This window comes from Mesorhizobium sp. M1E.F.Ca.ET.041.01.1.1 (assembly GCF_003997355.1).
Taxonomy (GTDB): domain Bacteria; phylum Pseudomonadota; class Alphaproteobacteria; order Rhizobiales; family Rhizobiaceae; genus Mesorhizobium.
In genome coordinates, this window is the sequence record NZ_RZSL01000099.1 from 1 (window position 1) to 15223 (window position 15223).

The following is a 15223-nucleotide window of genomic DNA, read 5'->3' on the forward strand; positions in this document are numbered from 1 at the left end:
GTCCTCCGGTGGCGCGATCGTCACCGGCGCCGCCTATGACGCGATCGACGCCGACATGGTCGACATGGAGACCTTCGCCTGCCTGCGCGCCTGCCAGCTGTTCGGCGTGCCGCTGATCGGCCTGCGTGGCATTTCCGACGGCGCTGCCGATCTCAGGCATGTCGGCGACTGGACCGAATATCTGCACGTCATCGACGAGAAGCTGGCCGCGGCAATAGGTCTGCTCGAACAGGCGATCGGCGGCGGTCTGCTGGACGGCTGACTGCTGCCCGGATCAAGCAGCCAGGCGCTGCGGATCGCCAAAATCGATGCGTGAAATGCGTCCGCGGGAGGCGCCGGTCGCATCGACATAGTCGATCGCTCCCGGTGTGTGGTCCAGTTTCCACGCGCCGGCGGGACCGTCTTTCCACTCGACTTTGTAGCCGTCGTCCAGCAGCGTCCAAAGTCCGTGAAAGCGTGTGCCGTCCGGCAGGAGCATGTGCGCTCGATCGTCGGTTTCATAGTGGATGAAGGCGTTCTTGCCGCCCATGTCGATGACATGCGTGGTTCCGATCATGATAATCGCCAGCGTGTCCCTGTTCAGTATCGTCATTTGTCCCTGTCCCACGAGTTCGCTTTTCGAAAGAGTCTCGACGACGTGAATATCGTCAAGTATCTTGACTATATGGAGTTCGGATCAAGTGGTCAAGGAGCTTGACGAAAAGACCGATGCGCTGCCCGATCATGTCGGCTGGCGGCTATGGCAGGCGAGCCGTGCCTGGCAGGCGGAATTTGCCGCCGCCATGCGGGCGGCCGGCCACGTCTGGTTCAGCGAAGCGCGCGCCGGGCTGCTCGGGCACATCCCCCGCAACGGCACGCGCCAGTCGGCGCTGATCGAGCGCGCCGCCATCTCCAAGCAGGCGGTTCAGCAATTGCTCGACGGGCTGGAGGCGGAAGGCGTGCTGGAGCGGCTTCCCGACCCACGGGACGGCCGCGGCAAGCTTGTGCGCTATACAAACAAGGGTCTGGACGCCTTGCGCGACGGCGACCGCATCAAGCTTCAGATCGAGCGCGGCTACATGGATCGCATCGGCCGAGAGCGGTTCGCGGCGCTGATGGACGCCTTGCGGGCACTCGATGCAAGGCCGGGCGACCTGTTGGAAACGGTCGCCGGTGTTCACGATGGAACATCGGAATCGACGTGAGCGGCGCGACCTAGCGACCCATTGCGTCGACTCGTTTCTTTCTTTAAAGGCCCTCCATGACGACACATCCCGACACTGTTCTCATCATTGACTTCGGCAGCCAGGTCACGCAGCTGATTGCGCGGCGCGTGCGCGAAGCCGGGGTCTACTGCGAAATCGTGCCGTTCCAGTCTGCCGCCGAGGGCTTCCGCCGCATCCGGCCGAAAGCCGTCATCCTGTCGGGCAGCCCGCACTCGACCGTCGACATCGGTTCGCCCCGCGCGCCCGATGAGGTCTTTTCCGCCGGCATCCCGGTGCTCGGCATCTGCTATGGCGAGCAGACCATGTGCGCCCAGCTCGGCGGCAAGGTCGAGGCTGGCCACCACCGCGAGTTCGGCCGGGCTTTCCTGGAGATCGAGGACGACTGCGCGCTGTTCGACGGCGTCTGGGCCAAGGGTACGCGGCACCAGGTCTGGATGAGCCATGGCGACCGCGTCACCGCCATTCCCGATGGCTTCCAGGTGGTGGGCACGTCCACCGGGGCGCCCTTTGCCGCCATCGCCCACGAGGCGCGCCAGTTCTACGCCGTGCAATTCCATCCCGAAGTGGTCCATACCCCTGACGGCGCGAAGCTGCTGAGTAACTTCGTCCACCATATCGCCGGCCTCAGCACGGGCTGGACGATGGCCGCCTATCGCGAGCAGGCCGTCGAAGCGATCCGCAAGCAGGTCGGCAAGGGCAAGGTGATCTGCGCGCTGTCGGGCGGCGTCGATTCCTCGGTCGCCGCGCTGCTCATCCATGAGGCGGTCGGCGACCAGCTCACCTGCATCCTGGTCGACCACGGCCTGATGCGCAAGGACGAGGCGCAAAGCGTGGTGGAGATGTTCCGCCAGCACTACAACCTGCCGCTGATCCTGGTCGACGCTTCCGACCGCTTCATCACGGCGCTCGAAGGCGAGAGCGATCCCGAAAAGAAGCGCAAGACCATCGGCCGGCTGTTCATCGAGGTCTTCGAGGAAGAGGCCAAGAAGCTCGGCGGCGCCGATTTCCTGGCGCAGGGCACGCTCTATCCCGACGTCATCGAGAGCGTGTCCTTCTCCGGCGGTCCGTCGGTGACGATCAAGTCGCACCACAATGTCGGCGGCCTGCCCGAGCGCATGAACATGAAGCTGGTCGAGCCGCTGCGCGAATTGTTCAAGGACGAGGTGAGGGCGTTGGGCAAGGAACTCGGCCTGCCCGAGAGCTTCATCGGCCGTCACCCGTTCCCAGGTCCCGGCCTTGCCATACGCTGCCCGGGCGGCATCACCCGCGAGAAGCTGGAGATCCTGCGCGAGGCCGACGCCATCTATCTCGACGAGATCCGCAAGGCCGGCCTCTACGACGCCATCTGGCAGGCCTTCGCCGTGCTGCTTCCGGTGCAGACCGTCGGCGTCATGGGCGACGGCCGCACCTATGAGTTCGTCTGCGCGCTGCGCGCCGTGACGTCCGTCGACGGCATGACGGCCGACTTCTACCATTACGACATGAACTTCCTGGGTGCGGCCGCCACGCGCATCATCAACGAGGTGAAAGGCATCAACCGCGTCGTCTACGACGTGACGTCGAAGCCGCCCGGAACCATCGAGTGGGAATGATTTTGGGTCATTCGCGAACTATCGCGAACTATCGCTATCCCACTCTAAGTGGCTGATTTTAAAAGCATAAATCTTCAGCATCTATCACGGACTATCGCGTGCAAAAGGACCGCTCTGGCGGTCTTTTTGACGGTATCCGTTTTCTTGTCCAAGCGCCAAAATCGCAATACCGTCAGCCCAATTCGGCTGATGACGGTCTTTTTTCGGAAGCTAACACTCTGAATTCGTTAGGAAAAGCAGCGTTACAGCAGGCCGAATTTTGCCTGACGGTCTTTTAGACCGCAAATCGGTCGATTTCCGCTAGAAATGGAGGTCACCTTGCTGACGGACACGGCGCTTAAGCATCTGAAATCTAAGGTGAAAGATTACAAGGTCGCGGACCATGACGGTATGTATGTCCTGGTCAAAAGCTCGGGCGCGTTGACCTTCCGGTACGACTACCGAATGAACGGCAGTCGCGAGACCGTGTCGCTCGGACAATACGGGCCTGACGGCATAACCCTCGCCCGAGCCAGAGAATTGTGTCTGGATGCGCGTCGTATGGTGGGGGAGGGAATCTCACCTGCGCAGGAGAAGCAGCGACAGAAGCGCCGCCTGAAGGAAGCCAAGAGCTTCGGTGAATTCGGCGAGCGCTGGTTCAAGGAAGCGCGGATGGCCGACAGTACACGCGCCATGCGCCGGGCGATCTTCGACCGCGACATCGTTCCGACCTGGAGAAACCGGCTCCTCAAGGAGATTTCACCGGAAGACCTTCGGGGGCTCTGCAAGAAAGTGAAGGACCGAGGAGCACCGGCCACCGCCATCCACGTCCGCGATATCGTCAAGCAGATCTTCTCTTTCGCGATCCTGCATGGCGAGAAAGTGCCGAACCCGGCCGACGATGTTGGTCCGGCCTCGATCGCGACTTTCATGCCGAAAGACCGTGCCCTCTCGCCAACTGAAATCCGGATTATGCTGAAGCAGCTCGAGCACGTCCCGACGCTGCCCACGATCCGCCTTGGACTGCGGCTGATCCTTTTGACCATGGTTCGAAAGAGCGAATTGCAGGATGCGGTCTGGGATGAAGTCGATTTCGAGAATGCGGTGTGGAGCATTCCCAAAGCGCGCATGAAGCGCTCCAAGCCCCATAACGTTTATCTGTCACGGCAATCGGTCGACATCATGATCGCGCTCAAAACATGCGCTGGGAACTCACGCAACATTCTGCCGTCGCGCTACGACGCCGACGCGCCGATGTCCCGCGCCACCTTCAACCGCATTACCACCGCTGTCGTCGTGAGAGCCAATGAGCAGGGTCTGCCGTTGGAGCCGTTCACCGTGCATGATCTGCGCAGAACCGGATCGACCCTGCTCAACGAGTTGGGTTTCAATCGCGACTGGACCGAGAAATGCCTGGCCCACGAGGAGGGAAAATCCTCCCGAGGCGTCTACAATAAGGCTGAGTACGAGCTGCAACGCCGTCACATGCTCCAGGAATGGGCCGACGTTGTCGACCCATGGGTGGACGGTCGGACGCATCAGCCGACGCTTTATCCGCCGACCATGCAGTTGATCGCACCGGAAGCGAGGATCTAGTGAGTGAAGCACCTGTTGGGACCGGAACAGGCATCACTGCGAATGATTGTCGAACTGGCACTGACGTTGCCACTGTGCCCGATGATCGCTCGCTAGCGCCCACCGGTCCCGGCGCCCCGTCAATGACGAACAGGTCTTGTTTTCCGCTGGCGCACGTCGGGCGACGGAGCACGTTTGATCATCGCCGCATCCGAGGCTCGGCGTCGCTCATCGACCCAGGCCTCAACCTCTGCCAAATCCCAGACCACGCAGCGCGAAGTCAGATGGAAACGTCGAGGAAACTCACCGCGCCGCTCCTTCTCGACGCCGGACAGCCATTGCACCACTCGAAAATTGCTGAAGGCGCGTCCGAGAGGGCAAGGCCGGCCGATGGATATACGGCGCGCGCAATGCAGCTGCGTCTGTCGGCATTCAGCGCCGCGCGCGCCCTCAGTATCGCATCCATCAGAAACGCGCGGTGGGGCTCATGCAGGGAGATAGATCCTGTCGCCAGGGAAGATCAAGCTCGGATCCGCGATATGGTCCATGTTGAGCATAACCGTCGAGGCAACATCTGCTGCATAGGCCCGCGCGATGCGTGAAATCGTGTCGCCTTCCTGGGCAAGGACCGGAGCGAACCCTTCGCGCTCCAGTCTCGGATTGCCTCGTCCTTCAATGCCGAACGGCCAAGTCGGGTCATCTGCGCCGGGGTCTGCAGCGGCTATGCTGTGCAGATCGGTATAGCCGTTCTGGCCCGGCATCAAGGACGGGTCGAAAGGCATGTTGGCTATCTCCTGCATCACCTTGGCGAAGGCGAGGTCAGAAGGTCGGTTGCCGAGAAGCTCGCCGAGCCCCAGCGCCTTGCCCCAGGCCTCAACGGCTTGGCTGAGGTCCCTGTAGCCCTCCGTTGCCAGCCCGTACATGCTTGGACCCGTCTGTTTTTGTCCTTCGTCGGCCAATGTCTTCCACAGCATGATTGCGGTCGGAACCAGGATTCCCAATGAGATTGAGCTGTAGCGAATGGCCTTCTTGGTGCCAGGCGCGATGTTCATCGATTTTGGCGTCTGTTGGACCAGCACCCATCCGAAGCTGCTCCCGGCCTGGAGGAACGATCCGAGCGCAAGAGGATAGTTGCCTGCCATCAGATATTGGGCGCCGACGAGAATATTGCGGATGCCGCTGGCGATGCTGGTGTAATCTGCCAAAGTGTTGAGGCGCTTGCGGCGCGCCTCCAATGCAGCCAGCTGCTCCTCCTGTTCAGGCGTGCGTGGATAAGGATGGTCGGCCTTGTAGTCGGACAGCTCGCGCAGCGCCTTGAGATATTTCCACTGAACGATGGTTGCCGGCACCACGCCGGCTGGGTCGGCCAGGTAGCCGCCCCAACCGACAAACGAGTGCAGAAGCGAGCCGCCATGGGAAGGCATTCCCTTGCTCCCCCAGGCGAGGAGAACGTTGAAGGCGCCGCCGAAGGAACCGAGTTTGAACAGATATCCGCGCCAGGTGTCGGGGGCCATTGAGCTGCCCGGTTTTTTCTCGGCTGCCTTGTGATCGATCCGTTGCGGCTCCGATCCGCTCGGAAGGGCTTCCTTCAATGCCCCATACAGCGCCCGATAGGCTTCGCGGGCCTCTTTGGTGGCAAGAAGGCGATTGCGTAGTGGCCCTTCGCCATCGATATCCGCCAGAAGGTCGAACTTGCGCGACAGATCGGCCAGGATCTCCGCCGGTTTTTTCCCGGAATACTCCCCGCTCGGTTCCTCGCTCATTGCCGTGAGAATCCTTTTGATCTCCGGCACGGATTCCAGATTCTCCGGCAGCCAGTTCCGGATGACCTCTTCCGGCAGCGGAAGGTCGCGGATCTTGATGGTGGGCAATGTGTCCCGCATCGCCGGATCGAGCGTTTCCAGGGCAGCGCGGTATGCCGCGCCATGGTTGCCGACACGCTGCACCAGAGCTCGCAGATCTTCAGCCTCCTCCTCATTCAATGGCGCTGCGCCTTTTTTCTGGACTCGGTCCATGATCTTGTTGAGGCGGGTCATGGCTTTGTCGACCTCACCTTTGGCGGCGAGTTCGAAGACATCGATCATTCCATGGTTGTGGGTGTACCAGGCAAGTTTCGAAAGCGCCGAGCGGTAGTAGGCGGCCGTGCTTGCTCCCTGTCCGCTCATGGCGTTGTAGATGGTGGTGATGCCAGTGAGATGGCCGAAGGCTGCCGCCAGGACCCTGGCCGCCAGTATGTAGGCGGCGGCGCGTTTGACATTGAGAGCTGGAGGCCCCTTTGTCTCTGTCCCAGACGTCTCAGCTAGTTTGGGGGAGGACGCTTCCGGCGCCGGTTGCTCGGGCTGGTTCTGCTTTGGGTTGGTCTCGCCCGCGGGGTCGGTGGATGGGTCGGGCTCACCTGCTGGGTTGGGTGTGTGTTCGGAGGAAGCGCCGCGCACATAGGGGAGGACAACGGCCTCGCCTGTATCGGGGTCGCGCACGAGGATGTGGGTCTTGGACTGGTGACGTGGATCGTCGCCGCGCGGTTGGGTTCCATCCGGTTCGGGCAGAAGGATGTCGTCAGAGCTCTTCGGCGCCGGGCCGAGATGGCGGGCGGTGATCGTCTGACCGGTCGCATCGACGAGTTCGATCGTGCCCGAGCGCGGTGGGCTGGACTGCGTTTGCTGCTGCGGCTTCGTGGCTCTGAGGTTGCGCACGCCCATGCCGGTGCCGATCGCGCCCACGCCAAGGCCGGTCAGCGCATCGGCGAGCTGCAGGCCGGACATCTGGTCGCCATAGAGGAACAGATTGTGGGCTGAGGCCGCCATCAGCGGGGCGCCGATGCCGATCGCGCTCCAGTCCATGCCACGGGCGAGGCGGTTGAGCTTGGTGGGGGAGCGCATGTAGGCTTTGGCGGCGGTGGCGAGGTCGCTGTCGGCCCTCCCCGCGCCAATGCTGGCGCGCGAGGCACTCCACAGAGACATGCGCGCTCCGCTGGCGAGCGGCTTTCCCGCCATGCCGATGGTGCGCAGCGTGCTCGATCCTACCGGCAGGGCAACCGTTGCCATCATGCCCACGTTCATCAGCGACTCGCTGTCGCCCCAATCGCCGCCATGGCTAAGATACTGCTCTTGCATATGGTACGTGCGGCCGCCGAGATAGGCGCCGCTGGCTAGCGCAATGGGGGCTGCGACGGGAGCAAGAACTTCCGTGAAGGACGCGACCGTGGCAACGGTGCCGATAAGGCCGACTACCGGATCGACGATCTTTTCCTGGACCGACACATTGCGCGCCTTGACCACGTCGAGCGCGATCTTGCCGTCGGCGCCTGCTTTCATCTCCAGTCCGGCGGGCACCACCAGCTTGCCGTTCTCGCCGAACTGCCGGTTGTTGTCCTGGAAGTCCTTCAGGCTCTCGAACTTCATGCCGGCGGCATCGATGTACCAGATCTTGCCGTCGCCACCCTTGACGGCAAGCAGGGCGATCTGCTGCGAGCCCCCGGTCTCGTCGACATGGAAGAGCGGCACGACGCGCACATCCACCTTGTCACCGATCCCGCGGATCTCCTGCGTCGCTTCCTTCAGCGCTTTGCGTCCCTCGGAACTGCCGCCGAGGCCGAGCATGCGCGAGACGGTCGCTTCCAGCGTCGAGCCCTCCACACGGTGGAACTCGAAGTCGCTGCCATTGTCGTTTTGCGCGGAGCGCAGCATGGCCTGGTACTGCGGCTGGTAGATGGCGTCGAGCGTCAGTTGTTGGTGATGGTCGAGAGAGGCCTTGTCCAGTCCAGGGTCGGTTCCGACCAGCGGGGCCGGCTCTTGCTGGCGCAACGTGTACCAGGCGCTGAAGCCTTCCACCTCGCTACGAAGGTCGCTTACGCCCTGACGCTGCGTTTGCGCTGCGCTCAGCCGCAGCCGCAAGACCGCAAGCTCTGGGTCCACCCAGCGGCCATCGGTGCCGCGGCTGCCGTCGTCGCGCTCAATCTCGATCCAGACCGGCTTGCCGCCCTTTGCAAGTGCCTCAAGCCCGCCCTTCTCATATTGGGAAGCGACTTCCGGCGCGACCTTGATCTTGTGTCCGCCGACCTCGACCTCGACTGGCTGCGTCCCCTTTGGCAGCATTCCCGCCGGCGCTTCCGCGCTGCCCGGACCGTGCTCTTTCAGGGCACCGTCATAACGGTTCTGCAAGTCGCGGGTGGTGCCGTCGAGAAGCTTGATCTTGCCATCAATCTGCTGTTTCAGCACCGTGTTGAGATTCTTGCCCGCCTGCAGTTCGGCCTGGAGCGGATCATTCTGGCACACGGAAGGGTTGGGCTTCAGCGCTGTCTGCCATTCCTTGTTAAGGGCCCGATCACGATACTCGCCGCGCACATTCTTGGCGTCAGGCGCATAGGTCAGCTGTTGTTCGGTCGTGCCCTCCTCGAAGTGGTTGACCACCCAGGCCTGGCCGTCCCGGACCTCGATCTCCTGGCCCGTGAACTTGCCCAGATACTTGCCGCCATAGGTGCTGTGCTTCCTGTTGGGTTCGAACAGGAACTGGTTCTTGCTGTTGTACTCGGCAAGGAGTTTTTGGCCGAGAACCCGCAGTGCCGAGGCATCGCCGCGGGCCTGGTAGAAGTTGTGGTAGGCCTCTGCCAGCTCCAACTGCTGGCCCGCTGCTGTCTGCATCTGCTTGAGGTCGGCCACCGCTGCCTCGAGCTTCTTGTGCTGCGGCGTTCCCTTGCTCGCCGCCAGGTTCTGTTCGCCGAGGCCGACCAGATAGTCGAGCGAGAGTTTGTCGCCCCTGCTCATGTGCAGACCGACCTCCGAAAACAGGCTGACTGCCTTCGTGCGCGCTTCTTCGTCCTGCGCATCCTGCAACGCGTGGTTGACACCCACAGTGCGCACTCGAGGCCCTGTCACAGGTGGAGCAACCAGCGGCACGGAGAGGGAACTCAACCGAGTGATGGCGTTATTGAGGATGCGTGCCGCCTGCTCGTACTCGCTGCGCGCGCCGCTGGCGTTTTTCAGCATCGTCTCGGTGCCGGCCAGCCTCTGCCGCGCCTCCTCCAAAGTGCCTTTCGGCTTCGGGGGGCTCCATTGCAATCCGTAGGGCGCCAGCGCCTTGTTGATCGTCCTGCGTGCATCGGCAAGCGCGCCCTTGTAGGCCGGATCAAGAGCGAGGGCGTCGAACTGTGCCTGGCTGCGATGCACTTTGGCGCGGGTCTCGGCAACCCGTGACAGCGCCACGTTCTCTGCCGCCATCGCCTGCGCCACCTTGGGGTCTACCCATTTCCACTGGCCCTGGATCTTCACCGGTACCCATTTGCCGCCCGAGGGCGCGTTGCCCGCCGGTGGCAGCCCGATCGGATCGATGATGTTCTTGTCCTTGTCCTTGATCGGCTGCGCTACATGACTGTCGCGATATTTTGCCAGCATGCGCTGAGTCTCTTCGCCCAGACCTCGCGCCTCAGCGATCAGGTCCGGCAGCCGCTCGCCGGCAAAGACGCCCTCAATGAACGTCTTGACGATCTCCCCTTCCTTGCGCTCGGCAGGATCGCTGCTGTTGGGATTGGCGGCCATGAGGGTCCGGGCCAACCCTTCCAGCATCGTGCCCGGCTTGATCTTCACTTCATTACCCTCGCCGTCGGTTAGCGCGAGCTTGCCGTCAGGATCCGTTGTCAACGTATAGCCGTTGAACGTCACCTTGACGGTCTTCTGTGTCTTGCCGTCCACCTCCCGCGTGGTGGTGGTCGTCTGCCGCCCGTTCGACTCGACCACCTTGCGCGTGGTTTTGCCCTGGGAATCCCGTGTAACCGTGACGGTATCGCCATCTCCGTTGACAAGCTGCGAACTGTACGGCCCGTCGAGACCGTTGCCCGAGTAGCGTGCCACCACCTTGCCCGTGTGCGGATCGCGCACTTGCGTCGTGCCGGAAGTGTCGTTTGACGTGGGCGTCGTCTCCTTCATCTCGTAGCCGGCGGCCCTCAACTGGGCGAGCACCTGCTCGCGCGTCCAGCCAGGGTGCTCCTTGACGATCTCGTCGATCGTCTTGCCATCGGCAATCTTCTTCAGGATCGGCTGCGCCCCCTCGCGTGTCGGCTTCTGATCCTGCGCCAGCTTCGTCCGCTGCCCGTCGGGGGCTGTCACCTCCGTCTCAGTGGCGCCGCTACGCTGCGTGGTCTTCGTCACCATCGTGCCGTCCGCGAGCCGCGTCGTCTCGACAGTCGTTCCGTTAGATAGATTGAGGTCGTCTTCATAACGCGTCGTGATCGCGCCCGTTGACGCGTCACGATGACTGGTCACCTTGCGCCCCAGGCCGTCGCGCACCGGCGTCGACACCTCCTCACCCCCCGGTGCCTTCACCGCGGTGTAGTAGGTGCCATGCTGGAAATCGGAATACTCGGTGACCGTCTTGCCGTTCTTCGGGTCGCGCACCTGCGTCACCCGCGTCTCGCCTGCTTGCGGCTCTGTCACCTTTACTTCGTAACCTGCCGCCCTCAACTGGGCGAGCACCTGCTCGCGTGTCCAGCCGGGGTGCTCCTTGACAATTTGGTCGATGCCCTTGCCTGCCGCCAGCGAGCGCGCAATCCCATCAGCTTGCGCTTTGCTCTGGCTCGCCGCCGACGCAAGCGAAGTGAACTGCCGCCCATCCCCCGAAACATCCTTCACTGGAAGCACAGGCGGCTTCCACATCACCTTCTCGAGCATCGCAGCCTCGTTCGGTTATCCTCAAGCAGCCAAGCCCAAACTCCCACCGCAAATATAACCTCTCTCTCCCTCACAAAAAAATCCAAATGGAATGCCACTGACCTGGCGGTCTGCCTACTACTGCTCATTCGCCAGTTCCGGGGATTGCTCGTGTCCGCCGTGCTCCGGCAGTGCTGGAAAGAGCATTTCGACGCGTGTGCCTTCGCCCAGGCGCGAGTGGATTGACACCTCTCCGCCGCTCTGTCGGACGAAGCCGTACACGACAGCCAGGCCAAGCCCCGTACCCCCCCTGTTCGGCCGCGTCGTGAAATACGGCTCGAATGCCCGATCCATCACTTCAGGCGCCATCCCGGTGCCCTGGTCGCAGACTTCGACTGCAAGCATCGCTTGTCGTCGCTCTGCAATGATGAGGATTTCGCCACCCTCTTGCATCGCTGCGGCAGCGTTCAAGCACAGATTAAGCACCGCTTGCTCGAACAGAGCAGGGTCGACGAAGACGGGAGGCAATGGCCGGCGAAGATCGAGCCTTGTCACGCAATGATTGCCAGCGGCCATCTCGAGAACATCCAGCATTCCCAGCAGCAGTGCGCCGACGTCGAATCGTGCCGGAGCAAGCACCTGCTGGCTTGCAGCCGAAAGCATGCTGCTGGCCAACGTCTTTCCGCGCTCCGCCGCCTTGCGTATGCGCGCCAGATGGCGCTGTTGCGTAGGGTCAAGGGGCGCGGCCTTTTCCAACAGACCCAAGCTGCCCGTTATGATGCCGATCATGTTTCCGACTTCGTGGCTCACCTGGTGCGTCATGCGCATCATCGCGTCGAGCCTTTGCGCTCTCCTGGCATCAGCTTCTTGGCGGTCCGCCTCCGTGATGTCCCTAACAAGCATCACGACCCGTTCGCCCGCCTGTCGTGAAAGCGAGACTTCCAAGACACTTTGTGCCGAGCATCTGGCGCGCAGGACTACCGGGTTGCGCAAATTGCCCGGGTTCGCCAGACCATCGGGAAGCAGGTCCGGGGCGATTTCTTTGATCTTCGACGCAAAGGAGCGCGCGGGCAATTTGCGCGCGGACGGATTCTGCTGCATCAGCTTGATGATACGGTGGTTCATGGTTATCGGCCGGCCTGAATGGTCGAATATGGCGATACCTTCATTCATGCTGCGAAATGTCGATCGAATGGTGCGTGCAGCAGCCTCGGCGGTGCTCCGCAGGCGCGCGACGCGGTCGACGCTTGCCTTGAATGCCGTGAAAGCCCGGACAAGGTTACGCAGTTCTGTTTCAGGACCTTCGAAGCGCGGCGCTAGAGCGTCCTTCTCTCCCCGCGCCAGCTGATGCATGCCCTCGGAAATCCCCATTATGGCCTTGGACACCCGGATCACCGTGAGGATTGCGACGACGCTGAGCGCAATAACCAGCAGCAGGGCGGCGAGGATGACCTGGCGCAAATGACTGAGTGCCTGGGTCGTCGAAGCGAACCCCTTGCTCAGTGTTTGCCCTATACCCATGAATTGCGCTTCTGTGGCCGCCCCCAGATTTTGTGAAGCCGTGCCGAGCCGGGTGAGCGCCGAGCGGACTGCGAACATGCGGCTGAGATAAGCCTGGCGCAGCTCGAAAATGCCGTCATAAAGCGCCAGTGTACCTTTGGCCTCGACCGCGGGGCTCGTGCTGCCGGGCGGTTCGCTGAGCTTCAGATATTGGCGTTGCAACTCGCCCAGCTGGAGAAAGTTGTCGGACGCTGCCGCCGATATCGCAATCTGCTTCAGGGCGACGTTGTTTGTTGGCACGAACCTGGGTTCTTCCTGCAGCGCCTCCAGTTTCGCCACTGTAGCACCAACAAGGCTCTTATAGCGCTGCGCCTCGTCCGCATTGTCGGCAAGCGCAAGCGTCTCCTTTCGGATCGCCGAAAGCACGTCGAGGACCCGATGGGTTCGGTCGTCCTCGTCGAGATCGGCTAGAATATCGGCAGGCTGGCGCCCGACATATTCCATCAGAGCGTCGATCTGGCGCACGATCTGCAGACTTTCGTTGGAGAGCCTATAGGGCGACGTCGTATTGAGCAGGAACGGTGCCGTCGACAGCAGCGCAGACACCTGCCGCGAAATCGTCGACGCCTTGGCCAGACTGGCGAAGGCGGTCGAGCTGTAGGAGGTCATCTCCGATTCTGCCCGAGACAGGCCGTAGATCGCCACGAGCGCGAGACTTGCCACCAGCCCGCAGATAGATAGGATCGCGAACGGCAGCCGGAACGCTATGGAAGAGAAAAACGATCGATGCTTCAACCCGCGGCCTCGCTCGCAGGATCCACCACCAGAACATAGCCCTTGCCCCGCCGTGTCTTGATGTGCCTTGGCAGATAAGGATTGAGCTCGATCTTGCGGCGCAACCGCAGCACCAGAACGTCGACATTGCGATCGATAAAGCGATCGTCATCGGAACCCAGCCGATTGAGTATGCGAACGCGATCGACGGCTTCGCCCGGTGCTTCGGCCAAAACCTCCAGGAGTGCGAACTCCGAGTTCGTCAGCGTGGCGGCGGGATCATCCAGGCATACTGCGCGCCGCTGCTTGAAGTCGATCTGCCAGTTTCCGATTCGCAGTCTCGGTTCTGCCTCTTCTCGCGAAGGACCGCTTGGCTCCAGCTGCGAATGTTGCGTCGACCGGCGCAGAACAGCCTTGATGCGAGCCGCTAGTTCGATCGGCTCGAATGGCTTTACGACATAGTCGTCGGCGGCCGTCTCGAGGCCCAGCACCCGGTCGGCAGCGCTGCCAGATGCCGTCACCAACAAAATGCCGATGTTCTGTTCCTGGCGCAGACGCTGCGCGAAAGCGCGTCCAGACAGTCCCGGCAGATTATGGTCGATCAGAGCGATGTGAACGCGCTGTTGCGCCAGCGCCCGCCAAGCCTCCTCAGCCGATGTAACGGCGATCGGCATCCAACCCTCGGAGAACACGAGATCGGAGATCAGTTCAGACATCTCCGGATCGTCCTCCACGATCAGGATCTTGATGTTTTCCAACAGCAACTCCTCCTGGTGCCAACATACAGTCGCGCGCTGCGATTTCAAAAGGGAGCTTAATGACCGGCTTCGTCACAAATGTAACAATTGCCATTTTTGAAAGCAGATTGGGCGGGGCGTGAAAGGTTCGCAACACAAATCGAGTTGCGATTTTCGCTTCATGTACGATCCTCTTCCGGCGGCCTTTGAGGACATTGCCGGCTTCGTCGGAAGGGAGGATAGCATGAAGATTGGGATGCTCACTGGGATGGCTTTCGCGGCATCACTGGCGTCAGTGCCGGCCGCGCAGGCAAGCGGCAGGCTCAATGTCCTTTGCGGCGCGGATGAAGCCTGGTGCACCGCATTCGAGAAAGCATTTGAGCGCAAGACCAACATCGACGTGTCGATGGTGCGCAAGAGCTCCGGCGAGATCCTCGCCCAGGTCCGTGCCGAGAAGGAGAACCCCAAGGTCGACGTTTGGTGGGGTGGCACAGGGGACCCGCAGTTGCAGGCCGCATCCGAAGGGCTGTTGGAGCCATACACCTCAGTCAACAGGGCCGATTTGCTGCCTTGGGCACAGAATTTCTTCGAGATATCTGGTGGCCGCGCGGCCGGTATCTATGCCGGTGCGCTTGGCATCGCCTACAACAAGCAAGTCATGCAGCAGAAGAACCTTCCAGCGCCCAAATGCTGGAAGGATCTGGCCAACGAAGCCTATCAAGGCGAAATACAGATCGCCAATCCGAATTCCTCCGGAACAGCCTATACGGTGCTGGCCACGCTGGTCCAAATCTTCGGCGAAGACGAGGCTTTCAAATACCTCGGCGAGCTCGACCACAATGTTAACAACTACACGAAGTCAGGTTCAGCCCCGGTCAAGGCGGCGGCCCGCGGCGAAACCTTGATCGGCATCTCCTTCATGCATGATGCGGTGACCCAAAAGCAGGCCGGTTTCCCTCTGGAGATTGTCGCTCCTTGCGAGGGAACCGGCTACGAGATCGGCGCCGTCAGCGTCATCAAGGGAGCCCGAAATCTGGAGAACGCCAAGCTGTTCGTCGACTATGCCCTCAGCGCGGAGGGGCAGGCGACGGGAGCCGCGGCCGGACAGAACCAAGTGCCCTCAAATGGCAAGGCCTCCGTTCCGCCGGGAGCGCCGGACATCACCAAGATCAAGCTTGTCGACTATGACTTCGCCACCTACGGCTCCGCCGATGTGCGGT

11 protein-coding genes are annotated in these 15223 nt (G+C 61.8%); 6 read left to right on the forward strand and 5 right to left on the reverse strand.

Features of this window, described 5'->3' with window-relative positions:
- A partial coding sequence (locus tag EOA38_RS11190) for a 5'-methylthioadenosine/S-adenosylhomocysteine nucleosidase (protein WP_127299222.1) occupies nucleotides 1-262 on the forward strand: 262 nt, incomplete at its 5' end.
- A 12-nt stretch (nucleotides 263-274) separates the two neighbouring features.
- Here EOA38_RS11190 and EOA38_RS11195 read toward each other — a convergent pair.
- Nucleotides 275-592: a hypothetical protein gene (locus EOA38_RS11195; RefSeq protein WP_127299223.1), complete on the reverse strand. Its 318-nt coding sequence runs from the start codon at nucleotides 590-592 to the stop codon at nucleotides 275-277.
- Nucleotides 593-680: 88 nt separating this feature from the next.
- On the opposite strand from EOA38_RS11195, the gene EOA38_RS11200 reads away from it, so the two are divergent.
- The 4 genes from EOA38_RS11200 (at nucleotide 681) to EOA38_RS11215 (ending at nucleotide 4372) form a co-directional block, all read left to right on the forward strand.
- Nucleotides 681-1184, forward strand: a complete 504-nt coding sequence (locus tag EOA38_RS11200) for a MarR family winged helix-turn-helix transcriptional regulator (RefSeq protein ID WP_127299224.1) — start codon at nucleotides 681-683, stop codon at nucleotides 1182-1184.
- A 56-nt stretch (nucleotides 1185-1240) separates the two neighbouring features.
- The gene (guaA, locus tag EOA38_RS11205; RefSeq protein WP_127299225.1) at nucleotides 1241-2797 is read left to right on the forward strand and encodes a glutamine-hydrolyzing GMP synthase; all 1557 of its coding nucleotides are present in this window, start codon (nucleotides 1241-1243) and stop codon (nucleotides 2795-2797) included.
- Between the two features lie 98 nt (nucleotides 2798-2895).
- A complete protein-coding gene (locus tag EOA38_RS11210; RefSeq protein ID WP_127299226.1) occupies nucleotides 2896-3075 on the forward strand; it encodes a hypothetical protein in 180 nt (59 codons plus the stop codon).
- Nucleotides 3076-3115: 40 nt separating this feature from the next.
- Nucleotides 3116-4372, forward strand: a complete 1257-nt coding sequence (locus EOA38_RS11215) for an integrase arm-type DNA-binding domain-containing protein (RefSeq protein ID WP_127299227.1) — start codon at nucleotides 3116-3118, stop codon at nucleotides 4370-4372.
- 119 nt (nucleotides 4373-4491) lie between these two features.
- Here the strand turns inward: EOA38_RS11215 and EOA38_RS11220 are convergent, their stop codons facing one another.
- The 4 genes from EOA38_RS11220 to EOA38_RS11235 all read right to left on the reverse strand — a co-directional run bounded on the left by EOA38_RS11220 (nucleotide 4492) and on the right by EOA38_RS11235 (nucleotide 14030).
- Nucleotides 4492-4698, reverse strand: a complete 207-nt coding sequence (locus EOA38_RS11220) for an AlpA family phage regulatory protein (RefSeq protein WP_348627518.1) — start codon at nucleotides 4696-4698, stop codon at nucleotides 4492-4494.
- Between the two features lie 138 nt (nucleotides 4699-4836).
- Complete coding sequence (locus EOA38_RS11225; RefSeq protein ID WP_127299228.1) at nucleotides 4837-11013, reverse strand: LysM peptidoglycan-binding domain-containing protein; 6177 nt, start codon at nucleotides 11011-11013, stop codon at nucleotides 4837-4839.
- Between the two features lie 117 nt (nucleotides 11014-11130).
- A complete protein-coding gene (locus EOA38_RS11230; protein WP_127299229.1) occupies nucleotides 11131-13287 on the reverse strand; it encodes an ATP-binding protein in 2157 nt (718 codons plus the stop codon).
- Nucleotides 13284-14030, reverse strand: coding sequence for a response regulator transcription factor (locus EOA38_RS11235; protein WP_127299230.1), 747 nt, complete (start codon nucleotides 14028-14030; stop codon nucleotides 13284-13286). Before EOA38_RS11235 ends, EOA38_RS11230 begins: the two co-directional genes overlap by 4 nt.
- Before the next feature lie 229 nt (nucleotides 14031-14259).
- On the opposite strand from EOA38_RS11235, the gene EOA38_RS11240 reads away from it, so the two are divergent.
- Nucleotides 14260-15223: ABC transporter substrate-binding protein (locus EOA38_RS11240; protein ID WP_145965946.1), on the forward strand; the 964-nt coding region annotated here is incomplete at its 3' end.

Bases quoted from the DNA above. Each gene is read 5' to 3' on its own strand.
- EOA38_RS11195 (WP_127299223.1), bottom strand. From the start codon at position 592: ATGACGATACTGAACAGGGACACGCTGGCGATTATCATGATCGGAACC.
- guaA (WP_127299225.1), top strand. From the start codon at position 1,241: ATGACGACACATCCCGACACTGTTCTCATCATTGACTTCGGCAGCCAG.
- EOA38_RS11225 (WP_127299228.1), bottom strand. From the start codon at position 11,013: ATGCTCGAGAAGGTGATGTGGAAGCCGCCTGTGCTTCCAGTGAAGGAT.